Annotated in this window: 3 protein-coding genes; all 3 read right to left on the reverse strand. The window is 48.3% G+C overall.

Annotated elements, in window-relative coordinates; all coding sequences use genetic code 11:
- Positions 1 to 46: 46 nt before the first annotated feature.
- The 3 genes from INR79_RS10315 to INR79_RS10325 are packed head-to-tail and all read right to left on the reverse strand — an operon-like array spanning position 47 to position 25,678.
- Positions 47 to 8,827: a non-ribosomal peptide synthetase gene (locus INR79_RS10315; protein WP_223094034.1), complete on the reverse strand. Its 8,781-nt coding sequence runs from the start codon at positions 8,825 to 8,827 to the stop codon at positions 47 to 49.
- Positions 8,820 to 20,645: a non-ribosomal peptide synthetase gene (locus tag INR79_RS10320; RefSeq protein WP_223094036.1), complete on the reverse strand. Its 11,826-nt coding sequence runs from the start codon at positions 20,643 to 20,645 to the stop codon at positions 8,820 to 8,822. The genes INR79_RS10315 and INR79_RS10320 overlap by 8 nt, the downstream gene beginning before the upstream one ends.
- Entirely contained in the window at positions 20,645 to 25,678 is a 5,034-nt protein-coding gene (locus INR79_RS10325; RefSeq protein ID WP_223094038.1) for a non-ribosomal peptide synthetase, read from the reverse strand. Before INR79_RS10325 ends, INR79_RS10320 begins: the two co-directional genes overlap by 1 nt.
- Positions 25,679 to 25,777: the final 99 nt, after the last annotated feature.

The following is a 25,777-nucleotide window of genomic DNA, read 5'->3' on the forward strand; positions in this document are numbered from 1 at the left end:
AAGCCCTCTAAACTTCACATTTAGAGGGCTTTTGTTTTCCTATCTCCTAGTTGCTCTGCAGCACTTCAATCATGGTTTTACTCCCTTCATTATTGAGAATTGAATAATGGTCTCCATCCACCAATTTGTCGGTCCTATTCAAAAGGCGTTTTTGCCATGAAGCTAGCATTCTTTGCTGCTCCTCATCTTCATGCTCAGAGGCATAAAATAGGCATGTGGGATTGCTGACTTTGTGCGTGGAGCGATAAGTTGCCAACGCAGCCGCATTCTTTTGGCAAGTCTCCACTATTTGCTCAAGGTATTGTTGAGTCTGTTCACTGGCTTGAACATGCCCTTGTTGGGACAAGGCTTTCACGATGTCTGACACTGAGCTTTGAGAATTAAGCTGCCCTTCAAGTTCAGGATATTGCTGGATGATTTCACTGACAAATACTCGATTGAGTTCTTGCTGGTCGGTCTCCCTTTGGTCATCCAAAGCAGGAGGATCAATCAAAACCAGTTCAACAGCAGGATCGAGGTTTTTCGCCATTTCCAGTGCAATAACAGCACCAAATGACCAACCAATAACTCTGCTAACTTTCTTACTCTTCAAAGTGTTATGGTAATGCTCAGCTAAGGATTCAATCGTAGATAGAGACTCGCGTTCGTCACCTAAAAGTGGATCCCGAAGAGTTAACACCGTTCGATTTTTCGGATAATTTTCTAACCAGTATCGATAGCCAGAAACTTCACCGCCAACGGGATGAATCACAACGTCAGTTTCGCCATCATCTGGCACCAAACTGTCAGACTGAGCTCCACACTCTAACTTCTCAACAAGACGATCAATCGAGATATTGTGGTTCAGTTCTGCCAGAGAAAATTGGTTGGGAAATGTCGCATTAAGCTCATCAAACAGGTCAAGAACCGTTAGTGAGTCTCCTCCCAAATCATAAAAACACACGTCCGTTTCTATGTCGCTTTCGTCCATCCCCAGCACCTCAGAAAAAATTCGAGTGAGTTGTTCGCGCACATTAGAGTTCGCACAATCAGAGTGCTCAATATTTGAAGTCCGTTCAGGTTTGCTATTCAAACGATGGAAAAACGCCTGCACGAATTTTGGTTTCAATGGAGAAACGTAAATTACCCCCTCACCACTTTCAACCGCTCGCTCAAATACCCTAACGCCCTCCTCTGGTGTGATGGCAAACGCCGTGTCTTCCACTGCTTTCGCCATTCCCGTCTTTGCCCATGTTGGGAAGTTCAGAGAAATATATCGAACAGATCCAGACTGATTCTCGGACACGGCAAGTTGATTTAAAAACGTGTTCGCCGCGCAGTAATCCGTTTGCCCTGCCACTGGATAAACCGAAGACATGGACGAACAGAACGCGACAAACTCAGGATGATATTGGCGCGCTGAATTTACGATGTTTTGCGCACCCGCTATTTTGGCGTTCTGGCTCGATTCAATGGTGCTTGCGGTTGCGGAGTGCAACATAGCGCCCCCAGCAGAACCCGCGGCATGAACGATGCCCGTTACCTTACCAAATGTGATTGCGACAGAATCGATAAGCGTATGCCACTGCTCGGAATCACTGACGTCGCATTGAACAGTCTGAATACCTGATTGAGTTGAAAGTGAAGAATCACTTGCGCTGCGTGATACGGAGATCACCACGTTATTTTCATTAAGGATGCTTAGATACTTGCACAGATGTTGCCCTATTCCACCTGTTCCCCCAGTTATGATGTACACACCTGAGTCAGGCATCGCCACCTCTTTATTTTCAAAGCGATAGGGTTCACTTTCAAAGCGGTATGCTTCATTTTCAAAGTGATATGGCTGATACGTAGGTTTCCAAAGGTAGCGTCCTCTTAAGGCATAAAGGTTTATGTGCTCTGCACTCTCTTCAGTTTGCTTTTTCATTCGTTCAAACAAGGTGGCAATTCCTGCTGAAAGCTGGGAAGTGGATGCCGAATCGGTTACATCCAAGCACGCCAATGACAGATTGGGCTGTTCGATTGACACCGTATTCGCCAACCCGATAACTGTGCTGTTCTCTGGTATCAGGGCTTCATCGCCTGTGATATCAGCAACGCCTTTAAGCAGGCAGACCAGAGAGACTTCCATATTATGTGGTGCAGATAGACAAACCTGAATAAGTTCCACACCTTGCCAGAGAGGATTTTTTTCATCGACACAGTACAACACATTCACACGGGTATGATCGGCGCTCAATGTTTCTAAAGACGCCTTAAACGCTTCAATGGTGGTCACCTCAACGGTATTGGCATGGAACACTTCTGAAAGATGAGGGCAATGAGTGAGTTCTGAGTTGTAAACCAATGTCGGCAGATCCGTTTCTTTCTGTGACACCTTCGTCGCTCTTTGCCAGCACTCCTCTCTGAACCAGTCTTCAAACTCTGCGCGTTCACTGGGTTCTGCCGTCACGGAACGATGATAGAAATCACTCAGATAGGGCTTTTTGTGGAACTCCGTAAGCGGTAGGCTCCCCACAGAAGAAGTCTTCCCTGCGTCATAAGATCCGAGAATCACATGAGCATTTGTTCCTCCCATACCAAAGCTACTGACGCCAGCTAATCGGTTGTTGCCATTCCATTCGTAACTGTCTTTGGTCAGTAAAAGACCTGCTCGGGAAAAGTCGATGTCTGGGTTCGGTTCGTCATTCCAAGTACTCCTTGGCAACTCCTCTCGATAAAGAGCAAGTACAGTGCGGATAAAGCCCGTCACACCTGCCGCGCTGCCAAGGTGCCCCATCTGGCTTTTTGTCGAACCTGTTAAACACTCTGAGTTTTGCACGCCTTTACTTCGATTTCGTTCAAACGCTTGGCTTAGCGCTTCAATTTCTATTGGGTCGCCCAGTTTGGTGCCTGTGCCGTGTGCTTCGATGTAATCCATCTGCTCGCTAGTGACACCCGCATTTTTTTGCGCTTGAACAATGACGTCTGCCTGTCCTTTTACAGAAGGAGCATAAAAGCTGACTTTATCCTTGCCATCGTTATTGACTGCACTGCCTTTGATTACCGCGTAAATTCGGTCACCATCTTGCTGGGCTAAATCCAACCGTTTCAGTACCACCATGCCGATACCATTCGCAGGTACTGTGCCGCCAGCGTGTTTCGAAAACGGTTTGCAGTGACCGTCTTTCGATAGGATCATCCCCTCTCGATACGCGTAGCCTTCCAGCGTATCCAAATCTGCATTTACCCCACCTGCTAACGCAATATCACACTCCTGAGTTTGAATTTGACGACACGCCTGATGAATAGCGACTAGGGAACTGGAACAGGCTGTTTGAGAGGTGATCGCAGGTCCCGTCAGGTTGAGATGGTAAGCGATTCGAGTTGAGATAAAGTCCTTTTCATTCAGCAGAGATAAAGCGTAGTCATCCAACTTTCCTTCGCTGTTTCTTAAAACTTTGCTGCCATAGGTGTTATCGCTGGCACTCATTACCACACCGATAGGATTAGCGTTGCCCCATTGAATACCCGCGTCTTCCAAGGCATGGACTGCATTCATCAGCGCATGGCGTTGCTGCGGATCCATCAACTTGGCGTCGTGCTCTGAAATACCAAAATATCCCGCATCGAACACATCGACACCTTCCATGCTTGAACGAACGGAAACCCAAGATGGATCGGTATTGTCATCCGGTTGTTCTATGCGCTGAATGCATTCTTCACCACTTTGAATCACACGCCAAAACGCCTCTAGATTGTCGGCATTGGGTAAGTTCACCGCCATGCCGATAACCGCTATATCACTGGTTTGAGACGGAGAATTTTGAATATGTGATGCCGACGCTGGCGTGGTATTTTCGACATGTTCGGTAAGTTTACGCACGCTGGGATGGGCAAACAGATCCACCAGCTTTATCGGCGGCGTCAACTGGCTGAGTTGGTCATCTTTGATGATATGGCTGTGCGCTTTCATCAAAGATAAAGAGTTAAATCCTGCTTCAAAAAAGTGACTGTCTGGGTCGATGGAACGACCAAGCAGCTCATTGAAAACAGTGTGTAATCGCTGCCCAACCGACGAAGTCATCTCACTTTGATTACTCACCTCTTTGATTGCCGTAAACCATTCCTTAGGGACAGGCAGCGCATCACGATCCAGCTTGCCATTGGGCGTTTCTGGCAATGCATTGATGGCAACAAATAGCTTCGGTACCATAAAGTCCGGCAGTTGCTGAGATAAGAGTTCGATGTAGCGCGTTTTGTTCTCTGCCAATCGTTCAGAACTCATCTGGCAATAAGCGATTAAAGTCTCCATCCCTTCTGAGTTGGTTTTTAACACCACTGCACACGCTGCGTTGGTCAGTACATTGGCTAAGGCGTTTTCTATCTCACCCAGCTCTATCCGGTAGCCGTTGAGCTTCACTTGATCGTCGTTTCGACCGCAGTAAATCAGCTCGCCTTGCTCGTTCCAATAGCCAAGATCGCCAGTTTTGTAGAGCCTTTGAGTTTCCCCAAACACGTTCACTCGGACAAAACGTTCTAGAGTGGTATCTGGCTGATTCAAATACCCATTCGCTAGCCCGTTTCCGCCTATGTAGATTTCCCCTTGAACACCGACAGGACAGGGTTGAGCGTATGGATTTAGCACATAGATTGCCGTGCCGCTGATCGGCTTACCAATAGGCACTGAAGCTAGCTTAGACTCGGAATGGAACATGTCTTTGTAGCGATAAGAGTACGTAGTGCACCCCACTGTGGCTTCGGTTGGCCCGTATTCATTAATGATTCGGGTGTTGGGCAGCGAACTTGCGATACGTTTTGCGGTCATCGCATCAAACGCTTCTCCACCAACGACCAACGTGTGATTGGACAAAAGCGGTTGTTCTAAATCCAAGTAAAAACTCAAGGCTTTCAAGTGGGTCGGCGTTAGCTTGAACACCGCTGGCTCTGAACTCGTCAGCGCATTGATAATGGATTGAATTTCGTTGCCATCTTGCTCAACTAACTTAACCGTTTTGCCTGCGACAAGCGGCGCTAATAAGGTGGTAATCGTGGCGTCAAAGTTTATTGATGAAGACACCACCGCTCGCTCAGCGTCGCTGTAATAATGATGGGTGCAATGCGAAAGGTAGTTGAGTAGCGAACGGTGTGATACATCGACACCCTTCGGCGTGCCCGTCGATCCTGACGTATAAAGCACGTAAGCTCTGTCCGTCTTCATTTCCGCGAGATTCAGGAGTTTATCAGGCGTGTTCAGCCCTTCGAAACCCAGAAGTAGCTGTGCGATGGTTTTGAATGAGAAGTGGTGTTGAAGTGCAGAATGCGCGCCTCCTAGCGTGAGCGCCACCCCAGACATCTCAATCATCCTCTCCAACCGTTCACTTGGGTAATCAGGATCAAGAGGAAGGTACGCTGCACCTGCTTTCAAAATTCCGAGTATCGCAGCCAACACCTCGGGGCTACGATGAAAACTTACCCCAACAATACTGCTGCCGTCTGGCTCAACATATTCTGATAACGCTTGCGCAATTCGATTGCTCTGTTCGTGCAGTTCGAAGTAGGTTAGCCTTGCTTCACCGAGTTCAACCGCCAGAGCATCAGGCGTTACCGATGCCTGAAAGCCAAACCATTCATCAAGCCGCTCCCAAGGCAGGCTCTCCGTTTGTGGCTGTTCACCCCACCCAATTTGCTGTGTCATCTGTTCTTGATTGAATGCGGACAACAGATGAATCGCAGAATTCGGCTGCGTGGCAAGATTATTCAACACAGCAGAAAACGAGCGCGCAAACTGGCTCACCAGTTCAAGATTCAGTTTGCTGCCTTGAAATTCCAGTACGCATTCGGCTTTTTCATCCAAGTCAGTCACGAACAGAGTGAGCGGGAACTTGGCTTCACCAGAAAACAGCGTTTTTGCAGTGAGCGCCAATCCATCCAGATTGAGGGCTTGAGTATCGGTGTTTTCCAACACCAACATGGCTTCGATGATATCCTGGTTTCGATCTCGTTGCAGGGCAGCCACTTCGCCAAAGTCTATCTCTTGGTGTTTCTGGGTTTGCACTACCACTTGATTCACCAAAGCCAGATACTTGTCGACACTCAACCCCGAAGGCATATCCACCTGGAACAAACAGGTGTTGGCGCACATGCCCACCAATGATTCGAAATCTCCGCCCTCACGGTTAGCGACAGGAGAAGCAACGGATACACGATCTTGCTGAAAGTAGCGGTTTAAGGTCAGGCTGAACGCCGCCAGAAGAAGACTGTATAAGGAGATGCCTTGTTGTTTGGCGCAAAGTTTTGCGGCATGCCATAAGTCATCATCCAAAATGATTTCATGCGTGCCATCCGCATTATTGGGTTGGCAAAGAGGCGCACTTTCACCAAATAACATGGGTGGATAGAATTTGCTTTGCTGCTGCCAGAATGCTCGCGCCACTTGAGCTGAACGGCTTTGGTGGTACTGCTGACGCTTGAGACTGAACGATGCATAAGAAATGGGATTGATCCTTGAATAAGACAGATCCTCGTCGTCATTTTTTGCCAAAGAGCGATTCTTAATAACTGAATGGTATGCATCACTCAACGCTTTAAGCAGTACGTTGACACTCCAGCCATCAATCACCAAGTGGTGAAAACACAGTACCAAGTGGTAGGTATTTTTATTGGTGGATTGAGCAATGGCAGCCCGACACAAAGCGTCGTTTTCAATATCGAATACCGCGTTGGCGACATTGTCCAACTTATGGGTTTGATTTCCCAACCATTGGCACCCGAACAGAGAATCTTCGTAGTCGCGTTCAACTACTTCAATTTGACCGTCGCTCTGAAGAAAGGCACTTCTCAGCGCACCGTGGTGTTTCACGGTGAACTCCCACGCTTTTTTGAATGCATCAACATCCAACTCACCTTGAATTTCAAAGTGATAAGGAGCGTTGTACGCCACCGAGCTTGGGTTCAAATGTTGCAAAAGCGCCAAGCGAGCCTGCTCGGGGGAAGCCAAATGGCGAGAACCGTCTAGCTTTTCTGAATCCCATTCTGCGCCGGCTTCTTGAGGTATCAAAGCTTGCTGTTCGATCTGTTTCGCTACAGACAACAATGATTCGCTCGACATGACATCGCCCACGCTGAGTGAACAATCCCACTTGTCACGCAGCCTAGCCACTAGGCGCATGGCTTTCAGCGAGTCGCCACCACATTCAACAAAGCTTTCATCCAAATGCGGTTCGCTTGTCAGGTGCAGAACCTCTTTGGTCAGCGACATAAAGTACTCACCAGATACGGGGGCTTGCCGAAGTAACTCTGCCCTCGCGCTTATCACGCGGTTGTCTGAATCGGTAATTTCTCGGTTTTCCATCTTACGAAGTTGGCGTCGATCGAGCTTGCCGTTTTTGTTCAATGGAGGATTGGTAATTGCAAAATATCGGTGCGGTAGCATGTACGCAGGCAAATGCTGCTTTAAGTGGGTTCTCAGAGACTCCTTACTGGCGTCACTTTCTAATACCAGATAGGCGTAGATGTCGGTTTCTTGATCTTTTACCGGCACACAGGATGCATGCATTACGCTGGAATGTGACTGAAGGACTTGTTCGATTTCAGTCAGTTCAATTCGATGCCCCCGAACTTTGACTTGTTGATCTTCACGCCCTAGAAATTCGATCTCGCCAAGCTCGTTAATTCGTCCCAAGTCACCGCTCAGATACGCTTTTTCGTTCAGCCAGGGAAGAAATAGGAAACGTGCTTCGGTCTTTTGCTGGTCGCCAAAATACCCTTTTGCCAAAGCGGGACCGGTAATCGCAATCTCTCCAATTTCACCGGGTTGTGCAAAACGATTGCGGTCAACCACGATGTGAATCTGCGTTTGGTTAATGCCTTTGCCAATGGGTACGCGACCGGATTCAATGTATTCAGGTAACCGCTCAGGCAATATCGGATGACACGCACTGAACGTGGTGCACTCTGTTGGACCGTATGCGTTGTATAAGCGCGCTTTTTTGGTTTTGTCTGCATCAAAAAAATACGCTGCGTTGGCGGGAATAAATGCTTCTCCACCCACCAATAAATGTTGAATGGACGCGAGTGTCTGTGGGTCTTCCAACGCCATCAAATTAAACAGACCCGTCGTCATAAAGGCAACGTCAATTTGAGAATGTTTTAACTTGCTGGCAAGCAGAGCTGGGTTTACCAAAGATTCTTGATTCACGACGACGATGGTCGCGCCATTAAGCAATGCTCCCCAAACTTCAAAGGTTAACGCATCAAACGTTGGATTGGCCAAGCACCCTACTCGGCTGCCCAGTTCAATCGGCACGTAGTTCGGCTGATGCACAACGCTTTGAATTCCAGTACACAGAACCGACACCCCTTTGGGAACTCCAGTTGAACCCGAGGTAAAAAACAGGCACGCCAAGTCGTTGCTATTGGCATTAGGACGATATGGGACGGGCGCTTCAAGTGTCTTTATATTACTTAGCCACTCAGTAAACTCTTGCTCGATAGGCTTTAGAGCGACTGTTTCTTCCTTGTCGGATTCTCGCACCCACTTGGAGAGAATCGTTGATTCGGACACCACAGTTTCGATACCGCATTGCTGGTACAACTCCTCGCGCCGCTTTTGAGGCGTGCTTGGCTCAATGGGTACGTAGCACACGCCCATTTTCACTGCAGCCAACAATGTCGTCACCAATTCGATGGAACGGGGCAAACAAACCCCAAGGCGATCGCCCGACTTAATACCGAAACCATCAAAATGAGCGGCTAATGCACCAATTAACCTGTTCAATTGAGCATAAGTTAACGCCCTTTCACCGTCTTCAATGGCAAGGCAATCAGGGTGAGAAGCAACTATCTCTTCAAACAACTCAATCATCAGATAGCTCCTTTTCGATCATTTCAGCCACATCGTTGATGTAAGGCGGCTCCAGTAACGTTGAATGATCCCCCTTGATGGTTTCAACCTTAAGTGGCGTACTCACTTTGGAAGACCAGAACGCCTCCATCAGACCTAGGTGTTCATCGTCTTTGTCTTCGGTTGCCATCACCAATAGCGTTTGGGCGTTGGATTCTTCCAACCTGAGTATTTTGAGCGTGGCTAAATGATGGTTATAAAGTCGGTGGTAACGGGCGATTTGTTCGTCCTGAATACCCGGATACATCCCGTTGTACTTCACCAGTTTTTCACGGAAAACATCGGCAGAAACAGGTGCGATCATCGCTTGCACTTCTGGCTTTTCGGTGGCTTCGCTGTCTAGCACCACCGCAGTGGAATGGTTACAGCCCCGTTCTTTCATCAGCCTCGCCATTTCAAACGAGACAATGCCACCGTAAGAAGCTCCGACAAACACATGTGGCTTAGCCAGCAAAGGCTCTACTTGGCTTAAGTAATATTCCGCCATTGCCTGAACGGTGGGCAGAAAGTCTTCATCAGTGTCGACGCCTTTGGCTTGAATGCCGTAAATCCCGAACTCTTCTGGCATCGCTTTGGCAAACGGCAAATACCCAAATGCTGTGCCCCCTGCCGGGTGGATGCAGATGACGTTTTTTCCGTTCTGGCTAGGGCGAAATTCAATCACACCATGCGACCAAGACGAGGAAGGCGTTTCGGAGTCACACTCCCCTTTTTGCGTTTGCAACTGCCCGCGAACCAGACCACCCAAGGCTTCGATAGTTGGGTGCTTAATTAAGTCAACCACCGGAATCCTCACACCAAACTGTTTCTCCACAAAGTGCATGACTTTGATGGCGGAAATGGATGATCCTCCCACATCAAAAAAGTGATCGCGAATGCCGATTTCTTTTTCCAGTAAGATGTCTCGCCATATTTGATACAGCTTCATCTCAATGTCGTCACGAGGTGCCCCCGTATTGACCTGCCGGTTGTTGCTGTTTTGAGCCATGGTGATCAATGCGCGAGCATCTACCTTTCCATTCGGTGTTAGTGGCATCTCTTTCACATTCAGCCAGATGCTTGGCACCATGTAGCTAGGCAGCGTGTCGATAAGTTGCGCTTTTATCCGCTCTAACTCTTCATCATTTGAATTCGAGGTCAGCTGGACCGCCGCAAAGAGTTGTTTCTCCGTCGCCCCATCCAACGTGGCAACGTGCGCGGCTTCCACTTTAGGCAGAGAAAGCAATCGTAATTGAATTTCAGAAGGCTCCAGACGTTGCCCGCGGATTTTGACCTGGTGGTCAACGCGCGATACAAATTCCAACAGCCCACCCTGGTTGTAACGCACCCGATCCCCTGTCTGATAAAGCCTTTCTGCACGACCATTTTCAAACGAGTGGTCGGCAAACTTCGCCTGCGTTAAATCGTCTCGACCAAAATAGCCTTTGGCGATACCTTTGCCCCCTACGTAGAGCTCTCCTACAACCCCTTTGGGTAACAATTGCTTGTGCTGATTGAGCACATACACCGTGGAATGGTTGGTTGCTCTGCCCATTGGGTAATCGGGCTGTATCGCTTGGATATCGTAGGTCGCACAAATGGTGGCGTTTTCCGCCGGTCCGTACACATTCACCAAGTGCTTTGGCTTGCCATGCTCGAACATTCGTTCCACCACACTACCGTTAACGGCTTCGCCACCAAACAACAGGTAGTCAACACTGGCGAACAAATCTGGTTTCAACTCTACGAGTTGATTCATCAAGGCCGTTGCCATGCAGAAGGTTTTAATGTTGTAGCGTGCAATCTTGTCTGCAAAGGCATCCACATTGTGAATATCTTCGTCACGTAGAATGACGGTGGTTGCACCGTTAATCAGCGCTCCCCAGATATCGAAGCTGGACGCGTCAAACGAGAAACTGCTGACTTGCCCGACCGAGCTATTGGTGGGAATAGAAACGAAATTGGTGTTTTTAAGCAGCCTGACAACACCTTGATGGGCAATTTCAACGCCTTTTGGCTGCCCCGTTGAACCGGAGGTAAAAATCACCATGGCGCTGTTTTGTGGGTTTCGGTACGTGCTTTCAAATTCGTTCTCAGAAGTAGCATTCATCCAGTCTGAAAGCCGGAAAATAGGAAGTGTATTTTCACTTTTTGCTATCTCAGCGCTGTCGTCTGTCAGCAGGCATTGAACGCTTGCCAGCTCAGCAATCAATTCGATTCGCGCTTGTGGGTGTTTGGCGTCCATCGGAACGTAAAGCCCCCCGACTTTCAGCACTGCCAACACGCCGACCACCATTTCTGCCGAACGTTGAACACACACTCCAACGCGGTCATTTTCGTCAATGCCCGACGCTTTTAAATGTCGTGCCAAGGTGTTAGTTACGTTATCCAGCTCTCGGTAACTCCACTGCCTTTCCCCATCGATCAACGCAACTTGATCGGGAGTTTCTCGGGCATACTGCTCAAACAGTTCATGGATGGAACAATCTGGAATGGGATTCGTACTGCCATTCAGAGTGGACGTCAGCTCTTCTACTTCTGACGTGCACAACAATTGAACGTGTTGTAACGCGGAAGCTTTATGCGTCACGAAGCCATTTAAAATGTTGTTGAGATGCTCCATCAACTGGGTCATCTGCCAATCTGCAAACTGAGTGCGATCGTATTGCAGCGACAGCTCTAACCGTGAGTCCTCTGCATCTCGAGTTTTGAAGGCTTGCAGTGCAAGACCAAAGTTGGTCTCTTCCTCTGCCTCGACCTTGTCCACGCTAAAACCGCTCTTAGCGACTTGCTGCTCTGAGTGATTAATCGGGTAGTTTTCAAACACCACAATGCTGTCGAACAGATTGCGCCCTTTTACCGAGGACAGGCTTTGAATCTCGTGCAGAGGCAAATATCCGTGCTCCTCCGATTCAGCGAAGCCCTGCTGTAACCCTTTCAGCCAATCTAATACCCCTGTTTGGCGCTCAATCTCTGCGACAACAGGCAAGGTGTTGATGAATAAGCCGACCATCGACTCCGACCCGGCTAAGGTTGCCGGACGCCCTGACACCGTGGAGCCAAACACTACCCGACTTTCACCAGAGTATGTCGATAACAGCCACGCCCACGCCCCTTGTAATACCGTGTTTAAGGTGCACTGCGCTTCTTTCGCCAGTGATTCCAACTGACGTGTAAGATCTGCATTCAACACAATAGGCACACTGCCTTTGCCTTGAAGGTTTTCATACATTTTTTCGTTGAACGATTTGGTTGGTAGTTGGGTCGGCTCTTCAATATCACCGAGCTTCGCTTGCCAGAAACAACGGGCAGAATCGGAATCTTGCTGCTGCAACCAATCTACGTAGCGCCTGTAAGGAATGGGATCATCGAGATTTGAGTCTGTCACCGAATCAACTGAGGCGTAACATTCAAACAGCTCTTGCATCAAGATAGGCAGACACCAGCCATCGGTCAGTGCGTGATGGGTAGACCAAACCAGTTTTCCTTTGTCTTGTTCAGTTTGGAGCCAGTAAAACTTGGTCTGAGTGGTATCACTCAGTTCAAAGCCGGAAGCTCGCTCTTCTTTCTGGATGGTAGACAATTTGTAATGCGCATCAGACTCACTCATTCCAATCAGATTGACTGCCTGCCATCGCAAGACAGCCTGATCCGCGACCCTTTGGTAATGACTGCCATCAGAACCCAAAACAAACGAGCTTTTGAAAATATCATGGCGATGCAATACCCTTTCCCACGCTGCCTTGATTCGCTGTCCATCTACGTGATTGAGCGACAGCGTAAGTTGGGTAATGTAAGCGTCTCGCTCCAATTCGCTGTGATAAATCATGCCTTGCTGCATGCCAGTTGCCGGATACACATCCAGCAAGTTTCTGCCTTGTTTTTCAAGCGCCTGTAGCCACTGGTCAACATCCGACTGACTGAGTTGTAAGCAGTGAAAATCTGACGGCGTTTTTCGAATTTGTTCTTGCTTGCAACAATGTCCGATAAGGGCTTGTAGGTGCTCAATGTAGCTCTGCGTCAGGCGTGTGACTTCTGCTTGGTTGATAACATTGGCGTTGTAATCCAAGTCTATCGACAACACACCATCAACGATGCGCCCGTTAAAAGACAAGGCTCTTGGCATCATCTGATTTTGCGTGCCATCATCGGTTTCAAACCCCGTCACCAGTGACAGGCTCTGGTCTTCCGCGCCAGACTCTCCGCTGGATATTTGCCCCAAGAAGTTGAATAAGATATCTGGAGACTGAGCGTTTGCATCAAGCTCGGAGGAGTTATCTTTTAGCCAGCCATACGCCAGCCCATGTTGAGGAACTTGACGAACTTTTTCTTTAATTGCGCAAATCACATCGGCCAGTGTCGAATCATCAGACACCAGATTGAGTGGGTAAATAGAGGTAAACCAGCCAAGGGTTTCGCTCAAATTCAGGTCACAGCCTTCCGTATGGCGACCGTGAGTTTCAAGAGCAAGAGAAAGACGTCGAGTTGTATGACTTGATGATCCTTGATTAGGTTCTTCGGTAGACAAGGTTTGGAACAAAGCTGCCAGCAACAAATCCTGAGTTTGAGTCCCAAACGCTCTGTTCGCTTGACTGGTCAGCCGTTCAGTGTCGGCTGAATTGAGAGAAAACCGAACGGTTTGGGTATCGATGCCTGAAACAGATTCAAATCTCGGTCGTATTTGCCTTTCTTCTTGCTGCCAGAATGCAATCTCCGATGCGCGCCACGTTCTTTGCTGATTGAATTCAACCCATTTCTTAAAGGTAACAGGCTTAGCCGCCAAGGTAAGCGGCTGCTCGTTATCATGCTGCTCAACCAAAGTTTGCAGATCATCGAGCAGAATTCGCCAGGACACCCCATCCACCACTAGGTGATGAATAACAATGAACAGCTTGGCATGACTGGTTCCTTCCCCAAACAAAGCGAATCGGAAAAGAGGACCATTTTGAATATCCAGTTCGGTTTGAATCTGATTACATCGCTCCGTAAACAAATTACTCTCGATCAGAGACTCACTCGATACCACAGATTGGAAGTCCAATTTTTCCAGTGGTTGGAAGACCCCCTGCCTCTGTTGTTTTGATGAATTTTCACCTTCAAGAGAAGTCGCTTCGAAGCGAAGCCTCAACACATCGTGTCTTGCCACCATCACTTTAACGATGTTCAGAATAGACGCGTGATCGATTGTGCTGGAAACGTTCAGGAGCAACGATTGATTAAAGTGATTTCGTTGTGATTCCTCACGAGCGAACCGGAAAAATTCACGCTGGATCGGCGTGAGTGAAACACTTCCTTCACTCGCTTTTTGTGCTTCATCTGGTGTGTCGAAAGCGGCGGCATTCGCTAATTTTGTTACAGTTTGTGCTTCAAATAGCTGTCGAACAGAAAAGTGCACACCCATAGCCGCACAACGCGAAACGCTTTGCATCGCCGAGATGGAGTCTCCACCAAGGGCAAAGAAGTTATCGTTGGCGTTCACCACTTCCAGATTGAGCAGAGATTGCCAGACCTCTGCAATAACGATTTCTGCTTCCGTCTTGGGCGTTTCGGTTTTGGATTGACTATTTTCAACCTGAATTGCTTTGGCTTGAGGCAAGGCATTTCGATCAATTTTTCCATTAACCGTTAATGGCCAGGATTCTACACATACCCAGGTAGCCGGAATCATATAATCCGGAAGTTGATCTACCAGTTCTTCACGAACGCTTGCCAACCACTCAGATGGGTTATCAACGCTCTTCTCTGGCTGAACATACGCTTGCAAACGTGCATTTTCATCTGCCCAGACTCGTGCAGATGCCACTCCAGAGGCTAAACAAATGGCGTGTTCAATTTCGCCCAGCTCGATACGATGCCCTCGAACTTTGACCTGATCGTCAGCCCGCCCAGCAAACGTTAACTGCCCTAAGTGATTGAGACGGACGATATCGCCCGTTTGGTAGAATCGCTCTGTTAAGCCGTTCAGCGAAACAAATTTCTCTTTGGTCAGCTCGGGTGAACGTAGGTAACCACGCGCCACTCCTTCCCCCGTCAGATACAACTGACCATACACGCCATCAGGTACGGGATTGCCAACATCATCCAAAATCACACATTGCACACCTCCAATAGGGCAACCAATCACACTTGGGTCATCACCCTCTTGATATTCGTGTACCGTTGTACAGACGCTGTTTTCAGTAGGTCCGTATTCATTGAAAAGGCGAGTTCGCGTTACAAGTTTTTGAATCAGGTCTGGATGAGTCGATTCCCCCGACACCACAATTCTCGGGATCAACGCCTCATCGGTATCGGTATTCAGCTCTTTCAACAACGCTGGAGGAATGTACGCCACTGCGTAGCGATCTGCTTGATATAAGGCTTCACTGAGTGCATCCAAATCAAAACGAACCGATTCAGACACAATATGCAGCGGTCTACCACTTGCGAGTGCTCCCCATATGCTGGCCACAGAGGTATCAAACGCAAAGTTGGTAAGATACAAAAAGCCCGCATTGGGATGCAGTTCTTCTGAATCCAGATCCAGATAGCGCTGCTGATTCTGTATGTAATTTGCCACCCCTTGGTGTTCGACCATTACACCCTTGGGCTTGCCCGTCGACCCCGATGTGTAAATGACGTAAGCAAGTTGATTAGGCAGAACCGTTCGTTCAAATGCTAAGGGCTCACCCGTTAAGTTGTTATGAGCGATTTCTATAAGCTTACAATCGTTTAGCTCCAATAACTTACTTTGGATCAGAGCTTGTTGGGAAAGAACAACTTTCGCTCCGCAATCTTGAATGATCTGCTCAATTCGAGTCGCTGGCTGACTGGCGTCGACAGGAACGTACGCGCCGCCAGCTTTCACCACCGCTAACATAGCGACAATCATGTCTATCGAACGTTCAAACACCAAAGCCACAGGTGCTTCAACGTCTACCCCGTGAGACACCAACCGATTCGCTAACTGGTTGGATTTTGCATCTAAAGATGCGTAGCTAAGGGTCTCGCCGCCACAAACCAAAGCCGTGTATTCAGGGTTGCTGGCAAGTGAGAGTTCAAACAGATCCAGCAACGTCTGGCTAGGCGCTGCCAGCGACTCCCTAATGAATCTTGGCTTCGCGAGTGCATAAGATTCAATGGCTCGTCGTGGGTTTTCTGCCACATGATTCAATAGACGATTAAACGCATCTGCCATTGCCTGAATCGATGTTTCGGCAAACAGATCAGTGGCGAAATTCCATGAGAAATCGAGGTGATGCTTGGATTGGCGGACACCTAAAGTCAGGTCGAATCGTGCTTCTGTCTCCGTAGGTGCGACTGCCTCGGCATCTAACCCCAGCAGCTCGACCTGTTCCAAATTGTCTTGCTCGATCGACAACATCACCTGAAACAACGGGCTGGTGTTTAATGCGCGCTTTTGTTTCGCCAGAGTAATCATGCGTTCAAACGGCAAAGACTGATACTCAAAATCTTCCAAGATCTGGCGGTGATTAACAGCCAACAAGTCGTCAAAATTTGAATGCTCATCCAACTGAGTTCGTAAAGGTAAATTGTTGACGAAAAAGCCAATCAGCCCTTCTAGCTCAGGGCGTTCTCGATTGGCTACGGGCGTTCCAATAACAATGTCCTGCGTACCAGAGAAACGCGCCAGTAAGACAGAAAAGGCGGTATAGAGCACATTGAACAATGTGGTTTGGTGCTTTTTAGCGAGGTCAGCCAGCTTGTCAGTGGTTTGACTGTCTAACCTTGTGACCAGACTCTTTCCCTGGTGACTTGGCTGGGTAGGTCTTGGAAAATCCAGCGTCAGGCTGTGTTGCTCCGGTGCCCCATTCAACCTTTGCTGCCAGTAAGCTTCTAGCGATTTGGCGATGCACGTACCTTTGCCATATCGTTCTCGCTGCCACAGGGCGTAATCAAAAAACTGGATGGGTAAATCAGGCAATGGCGAGTCGTGGTTCTCTTTAGAAAACTGCTGATAGAAATGGTTGAGTTCCTCAATAAGAATACTCAGTGACCAGCCATCCGCCGCAATATGATGCACCGCAAGATACAGGCGGGTGTGATCTTCGCTGATTTTCGCTAAACCCACTCGAATCACTTCCCCTTTTGCCAAATCAAAGGGGGCATCCACCACGCTCGCTTCCAATGCCGATAATTCGGATGGGTTGTCCACCGCATCCACCCATTGAATTTCGACATCACGCGGTATCACTTGCTGATGGTCTATTCCGTTTTCAGAAGTGATGTAGGCAGTGAGTAGTACCTGATGACGCTGAATCAGCGCGTTGATTGCCTGATTCAAAATGTAAAGATCAGGGTCGCCATGAAGATCATAGATAAGTGGGATCGCATAAAAACGCCCATGAACGTCCATTTTGTCTAACGTCCACAACCGTTGCTGGGAATACGACAATGGCGCGCTCATTTGTTGTTTTGCAAGGATTGCTTCATCTTGTGTAGTCGGATCCGATGAGCGTTGTTCATCAATCAACTGCGCCAGCTTTTCAATCGACGGAGCATCGAAAAGGACTTTCAGCGATAACGATACGCCAAAAAGAGTTTGAATTCGGCTGACCATCTTGATGGCAAGCAACGAGTGCCCACCCAAGGCAAAGAAACTCAGCCCGATGTTGCTCACCTCGGTTTCCAGCAACTCCGACCAAAGGGCGGCAAGCCGTTTTTCAGTCTCGGTGGATGGAACTTTTCCTTCGGCACTCTCACTGAGTACTGGCAGAGGCAAAGCACGGCGATCTACCTTGCGATTGTCGGTCAGTGGGAACACAGGCAGAACCACAAAGTAATGCGGCACCATATATTGTGGAAGAGATTGCGTCAGCGTTTTGGTCAGCCTTGGCACCAATTCAGACTGGCTGGTTTGGCTTTTGACATACGCCACCAGTACTTGAGAACCTTGATCGACTTGAGTACCTTGGCTTTCTGGGTCGTCACCTTTCAATGCATTGACCGATACAGTGGTCACTAAGCTTTGCTCAACGTCTTGATGTTGACGAAGCTGGTATTCGATTTCACCCAATTCAATCCGAAAGCCGTTCACCTTCACCTGAAAATCTTTACGCCCGACGATTTCTATCGTGCCGTCAGGAAGCCAACGTCCCAGATCCCCAGTTTGATACATGCGCTCTTGGTGTGACACAAAAGGGTTATCGGCATATTTTTCTGCCGTAAGTGTGGGCTGATTTAAATACCCTCTAGTGACGTTGTCACCAGAAAGGTATACTTCCCCTACACAACCAATCGGTTTTTGTTGTCGATGATCGTCCAACACGTAGTAGCGGTTGTTGGGAAAAGCTGCCCCGACATGGATTTTTTCGACGTCCAGATGCGTTTCTGTGCCTGAGCAATACACCGTAGTTTCGGTAGGTCCGTAAAGGTTGTAAAAGCGAGCATCGCTGTCGAGCAACTTGTCATGCAACTGCCTGCCAAGTGCGTCGCCTCCGGTCAGCATTTTTAGCCCTTGGTATGGCTTCCAGCCATCGTCTATCAACATTTGCCACGTTGAAGGTGTGCCTTGCATAACGGTGATTTTGTGGGTGCGCTGACACTCTGCCATCAAGGCAGGAGAACGCGTATGCTCCCAGTTCATCAGCACCACTTTTGCGCCAAACATCAGCGGCAGATACATTTCGGTGACGTGGATGTCAAACGCTGGCGGTGCAATAGATGCCACCACATCGTCTTCTTCAATGCACACAACCGACTGAGTTGAGAACAGGAAATTCGACACGTTTTTATGCTCGACCATCACCCCTTTTGGTTGCCCTGTCGAACCGGAAGTGAAAATCACGTATGCCAAATCGTTTGAATCCGTGAGCACACCCATTTCACTCGGGTTTCGCGCTGAATAGCTATCCAGTGCTTTCCAAGTTTCGTCACATGCCAGATCAAAAACCTCACTAGCCGAGCAACCCTCTGGAGATTGGCGGCCCGCAAGGGTAATGCTGGCATCTGTCAGCTCCAGGATTTCGTTTAGTCGCTGAACCGGATGGTTTGGATCCAGAGGCAAGTATGCTGCACCGCTTTTGAGTATCCCCAGTATTCCGACCAATGCCGACGAAGACCACGCATCAATCAGACCAATACATTGGTCACTGCTCGCCCCCTGAGCAATCAGAAAATGGGCAAGTTGATTGGCTTTTTTGTTGAGCTGAGCATACGTAAGCTGCTCTGTACCTGTTTCCCCCAGCCACTCACAGGCGATGTTGTCGGGGGTCTTTTTCACCTGCTGCTCGAACATATCGACGAAGGTGTGATGGTTAGGAAAATCGCGGCTGGTTTCATTCCAGCCTTCGATTTTTTGCTCCACCTCCAGTGAGATCATCGGCAATTGATGAACGTTCTCACTGGGGTTCGCGAGTACACCTTGAATTAGGGTAAGAAAAGCGTCTTGCAGAGCATCTATGGTTTCTGCTCTGAACAGGTTATCCGCGTACACCCATGTTGCTTCTAGCTCTTCACCTTTGTCCATCACATGAAGCTCTAACTCGAAGTTAATATTGCTGCGCTCAACACTGAGGCTTTCCACCTCAATACCATCCAGATCGAGAACAAATCCGCCGTCTTCATGCAACGCAAACAAGATTTGAAGGATGGGCGCGTAACTGCTTTTTCTCTCGTGACCTAGCGCCTGAACAATGCGTTCAAACGGAACATCTTGGTAGCGAAATGCCTCTGAGAGCGTGGTTTTGGATTTTTGTAACAATGAAAGGAAGTGGTCGTTCTCGTCTACCCCAATTCTTAGTGCTAAGGTGTTAACGAAAAAACCGATCAACGATTCCGTTCCGGATACCTGCCTGCCTCCGACAGGCGTCCCAATGATCACGTCAGAGCGTTCCGTCCAGCGCCCAATTAGCAAAGTAAACAGGCTGTGAAGCAATGTAAATACGGACACTCCTTGCTGCTGCGCAAAGGCTCTTAAAGTTGCCGTCAGAGATTTGTCCAACCTTTGGCGACAAATGGATCCCGAAAATTCTGGCGTTGCCGGACGCGGGTAATCCGTCACCAAGCTGTTCAGTTCCTCGGCACCTTTCATTTTCTGCAGCCAGTATTGCTCGCTATGTTGGTGCGGTTCTCCAGTTCCATCTTGTTGCCAAAGTGCATAATCGCCGTATTGGTAATCCAAACTTGGAAGCCTTTCCGATTGCTGCTTGAGCGCCAAATTCAACTCGTTAAAGAACAGAGAATAAGACAAGCCATCAAACACCATATGATGGAAAACAAACAACAGTAGATGATTGTCGCCTTCAGTACATGGCTTGGTGACAACTCGGAACAAAGGTGACTGAGCTAATGAAAATGGATGACTGGCTTGCTGCGCCATCCATGATGAATCTGACTGCCGCTCATTGGATTGGTCGATTTCAATGGTAAATGGAAGATCGGTTTTAGCGGTTTGGTACGGTTCACCCTCTTCCATCAGAAAACAGGTCGACAGCACACTGTGGCGCGAGACAACAGTTTGAATCGCCTTTTCTAACTTCTGAATATCGGGAACTTTGCTCAAGCGAAAAGCGGTCGCCATGTTATAGGGTGCTTTCTCACCGTAGAGCGATTCAAGATAGAACAGCCTTTGCTGCGCCGAAGTCAGAGGAAAACGTGTTTTGTCTGGACGTGGCTTAGGTCTAGAATCCGATGAAGTGGTGTGCATTTCCAGAAATGCCATCACTTCAGGTTTGTTCTTTTTGAGCAGCCCTGCCAGTTCCTTGCTTAAACCGTTTTTAGCTTTGTATTTCAGTGCCCCATTTTCCAGATACAGGTGCACCCCCTGAGACTTAGCCAGGCGAATCAGTTCGTGTGCCATTATATTTCGCCCTCTTCCATCACATCCATGTCGTTGAGTGCATCGTCGGTTTGTACCGCCAAAATGCTCTCGATGTAACCTGAAAGTTCGCGAATGGTGCCAAACTCAAAGAAGTCACTCATTTTCAGCTCAACACTGAATTCCATACGCAGTCGCGCTATGATTCGCATCGCCAAAAGTGAATGTCCGCCTATAGAGAAGAAGTTGTCCGTAACACTGATTTTGGGCAGTTCCAAGCATTCCGACCAGATGGACAGCATGACGTTTTCCATCTCGCTGCTGGCAGCTTCAAACGTAGTGTCTTCTTCAAATGGAGACGGCAGTTTGCGCTTATCCAGCTTGCCTTGTTCGGTCAGTGGCAGGGATTCAAGAATCAGTGTCGCACTTGGGCGCATGTACTCTGGAAGAGACTTTTTCAACGACACGCGAATCTTCCTCGCCAGTTGTCGCTCATATTTGGTGGTGTTGCTTTGCCACTGCGCGACCTCGCTTTCAACTAGTGTCACGTAAGCATAAATCGCGCCCTGACGGACGATCACCGCCGCCTGAGATACTTCATCATGGTCTTGCAAATGTGCGGTAACTTCCCCTAGAGAAACACGGAATCCACGCACTTTAACTTCGTCATTCAGGCGTCCGAGATACTCCAATTCCCCTGACGGAGACCAGCGCACCTGATCCCCCGTTCGATACCATCTGGTGTCTACGGAATCAGGCACAATATGCCCCTGAACAAATCGTTCTTGAGTCAGTTCTGGCTGGTTAAGATACCCGTTAGTGATGCCTTTACCACCTATCACCAGTTCGCCAGGCACCCCGACTGGCGAAGGTGTACTCTCTGCAGATCCTGCCTGATTGACTACGCAGGCATAGGCGTTGGCAATAGGTCGACCAATGGTGGGCGTTTGTGGTTCTGAAGCTTGCCCGGCAACCTGTGGGAGGAGCTTGGCAAATGTGGCATCAACTGTGGTTTCAGTTGGACCGTACAAATTGTAAAAATTAGCGTTAAAGCCTTGTGGGAAGGTAACCTGCCCCAAAGCATCGCCTCCAACAAGCAGGGTCTGCAACGAATCCGACCAGGTAAACTCCGACGCGCAGACCGCTTCTAACAGCCCTGTTGGTAAACAGCAATGCGTGACCTGAGCTTCACCCAACTTTTGACTGAGAACAGAAAGATCGTCGCGTTCCTGATCATCCAGAATCAACACCTGCCCGCCCGCCATCAAAAGTGGGAAGACTTCTGCCATAAAGGCATCAAAACCCGCAAACGCCAGACACGTTCCTGTGCTTTCTTGTGTTAAGTTGAATTCATCAATGTGCCAGCAACATTCGTTATGAAGAGACGACATTGGCACATCTACCCCTTTTGGCACGCCAGTCGAACCAGATGTGTAAAGAATGTAGGCGCTTAGGTCGTGTTCGAACCTCGGTGTTTTCCAAACTCGTGAAGTTTCCTGATGTGTAAAATCACTCTCAATCGGAATACAAATGACGGATACTTTGCTTTCAGAAATACTGCCCAGCACAGCGGATATATCAGCATCTTGCAGTATAAAAGCTTGGCGTTGAGGTGGCAGGCTCGGTTCAATAACTACAGCACAAGCACCAAGCTTGAAGGTGGCATACATGGCAGCGATCAGTTCTGGTGAACGGCTCGCCGCAATACCGACTCGCTCTCCCGGCTGCACGCCCGCTTTATCAAGCTCAATAGCCAGTTGATTAGAGGCAAGTTCAAGCTGAGCATAGGTATAAGAGTGGGCACCGCAAGCCAGCGCAATACTATCAGGGTTCTGCTGCGCAGCGAGTTCGATCGCTGCCACCAGCGACAGCTTGCTATATTTCGCTTGCACGGCATTAGAAAGCTGCGGTCCTGTTCCCCACTGCTTATCCATAAGCGTTTGCTGACGAGGGGTTATTGCTGTCAGACGATCAATCGGTTGATTCGACACCGCTTCGAATCGATTGACTAAATCCAGGAACAGGTACTGAAAACTTTCTAAGAACAAGGCGATTTCTTCAGCGCAATAGACATCACTGCGGTACTCCCAAAGGAAGTGCACTTCCCCGTCTTTGTTGAAAGATTTTCCTCTTGGCACGACCAGACAGTCTAAGTCGAATTTCGACGTTTCTGAGATCATGGTTTCGTCTTTGTGCCAATTCAAACCTTCAATTGGCTCAACATCAATTGGGGTATCGTGAAACCCAAGCAGAACATTGAAAAACGGGTTGCTGACCGCACTTCGGTCTGGGTTCAGCGCTTCCACCACTTTGGTGAAAGGCAACTCTTGATTGTCTTGTGCCTCGTCTATGGTTTGCTGAGTTTGTTCAAGTAGTTCACTCAGCGTAGAGGTGCGATCTAGCGATTGACGAAGCACCAATGTATTCACCAACATGCCCAGCACACCGTGCGAGTTTTGCCAGTTTCGGTTGGCAAACGCGGAACCAAATGTCAGATCGCTCTGCCCTGAATAGCGCCACATCGCGAGATACAAAACGGCAGAGGTAAAAGCAAACGGGGTAATGCCTTGCGCCCCACACAGTGCTTCCATTGCTTGCCATTCTTTTTGGCTAAACACCATTTTCTGGTGACCACCTGAAAACCCAAGCGCGTGGGATTGCTTACCAAACAATGGAACGCCCTGAGGGCAGTTTTCAAGCTTTTCGCACCAGTGTTTCTGTTGCTTTTCGGCTTCGTTAGATTCCAGCCAACCTTGTTGAGCGGTATGAAAATCGTAATATTGCGCCACTGGCTCTGGTTGCCACAGCGAATTACTGGAACGGGCTCGATACGCATCCATCATCTCGCGTGTGAATTCGCTGCCGCTCCAGCCATCATGAATGATATGGTGTTCCTGATGTATCAGAACATGGTCATTGCCAGCGAATCGAATCAAGACAAATTCCGCTAACGGCAATTGGGACAGATCGGAGATACCCGGAAGATGTTCTGCCAGCACGCGGTTGATCACTTCGGTTTTGTCTTGCGAATCGGCTTCTACCACCCTGAGTTTGTATTGGATTTCTGGCAGTACGCGTTGGCGAGGTTCTCCCTCTTCTTCGATGAAAATAGTGCGGTAAATATCGTGTCGGGCATACACATCGTTCAGTGCTGCCTCTAACGCGGGCACATTGAGTTCACCTTCAAAATGAATTGCCGCTTCAGCAAGGTATGCTTTGCTGTCAGGTTGTTGCTGCGCCATGTACCACGCTACCAATTGCTGGCTCGACAGTTCAAAAGTATCTGGGCGATGTTTGGAAATGGTAAGGACTTTAGACTTCGAATCATCATTCGCAGTTGTTTCACTCTCTTGAATTAAACCCAACACACCTGAAACCGTTGGTTTTTCTCTAAACTGGCGCATCGAGACGGCACAGCTGAAGGTCTGATTAAGCTTGTTGATCAGGCGAATGGAGCCAATAGAGTCACCTCCAAGCTGAAAGAAACTCTCTCCTTCATTCAGTGTGCTGACAGCAAGTTCCGACAAGAATAAAGCCGCTATGGTTTCTCGATTGTTTACGGAATCTGCCTTTAGAGTTTTGGCTTTATCGGCGTAGTCGCTGACGTACAACTCGTGCAGAGCTCGACGATCAACTTTGAGGTTAGTAGTAAGCGGTAAGGTATCTAGTTTGATAAAACTGGAAGGTACGTGGCTCTCTGGAAGCATTTGGGTAAGAGTATTTCGAACAGATTTCTCATCGCCAAACCCGCTATAAAAAGCAACCAGATACTTACTTCCATCTGAGTGCGTCGGGGTAACAAGACAGGCATCGTCAATCGTATTTATTGTCTTGAGTGTCTGTTCAATCTCTTCCAGCTCGACCCGATTTCCACGGATTTTGACCTGATGATCATAACGCCCATTAAAATGGAGATTACCCATTCCATCTTGCTTGACCAAATCACCTGTCTTATACCAAGTCCGCCCATTTTTATCGGTCACAAATGCCAGTTCGGTTTGCTCATGGTTGTTCACATACCCGAGGCTCAACCCGACACCTGTTACCCACAGTTCGCCCGATTCACCTTCTTTTGCCTGACAACCTTGCTCATCCATCACCATCACTTGTGTATGCTGAATCGGCTGCCCTAAATTGACAGGCCGACCATTTTCAACCTGATGGATCGATGTGCAAATAGACATCTCCATCGGGCCATAACCGTTGAATACATTGCACTTGGTTGACCAGTGCCACAGCAGTTTTTCATCAGACACATCACCTACCGCGGCTAACGATTCAAGTACGTATTCTCGATCACTTTTCAAATACGGAAGCATCGCCGAAGGCAAGATGGCGTGTGTAATTTTCTTTTCAACCAGATAAGACGACAGCGCCTCCGGGTCGGTACGTTGGTCTTCCGAAATGATCGACAGCTTAGCCCCATTTGTCAGCGCCATCAGCCATTCTAGCGTGGCGGAATCGAACCCTAACGATGCGTAATGAAGCATGATCGAGTTCGGAGAGATACCCATTGTTTCGCTAAGTGCCTCACAGGTATTCATTATGCCCTTGCTGGTCAACATTGCGCCCTTGGGCTTACCCGTTGTGCCAGAAGTATAAAGAATACAAGCGGTATCAAAGTGAGGGTGGACCTGAGAAAGCGGCTTGTTGGCGCTGTTCTCCAGAAGAGAATCGATATGAAAAGTGCGTTTAGGAGAAAAGTGAGGGGCGATATTGTCGGTAAGAAGAATCGAGCAACGAGCATTTTCAAAAATATACCGCTGTCGCTCTGCTGGATGTTTAGGGTCAATGGGTACATAAACCGCCCCCGCTTTTAAGACTCCCAACATGGCGATGATCATTCGATAGCTTCTGTCTGTTACCACTCCCACATGAATTGGTGCGGATCCAATGTTCTGCTCAACCAGACAATGAGCAACCCGGTCACTAAGCACATCGACCTGTTTATAGGTCAAAATTTCGGCATTATCTTCTATGGCTATAGATTCAGGGGTTTGTGAGGCGAGGTAGTTAAATTGTCTTACTATTGAATGAGTTAGATCTTTTTGTTTTTTATTATTGATTGTAATCATCTGATAATGCCTAAACTTTGATACAAAAATTTACATATTCTTATACGACATCGAGACAATTGTAAATGACTTGTTAAAGTTTATAATGGTTTGCTCATA

Source organism: Vibrio sp. SCSIO 43132 (assembly GCF_019904195.1).
Classification (GTDB): domain Bacteria; phylum Pseudomonadota; class Gammaproteobacteria; order Enterobacterales; family Vibrionaceae; genus Vibrio; species Vibrio nigripulchritudo.

Excerpts from the sequence above, each read along its gene's own strand:
- INR79_RS10320 (WP_223094036.1), bottom strand. The coding sequence starts at position 20,645 with ATGGCACACGAACTGATTCGCCTGGCTAAGTCTCAGGGGGTGCACCTG.
- INR79_RS10315 (WP_223094034.1), bottom strand. The coding sequence starts at position 8,827 with ATGATTGAGTTGTTTGAAGAGATAGTTGCTTCTCACCCTGATTGCCTT.
- INR79_RS10325 (WP_223094038.1), bottom strand. The coding sequence starts at position 25,678 with ATGATTACAATCAATAATAAAAAACAAAAAGATCTAACTCATTCAATA.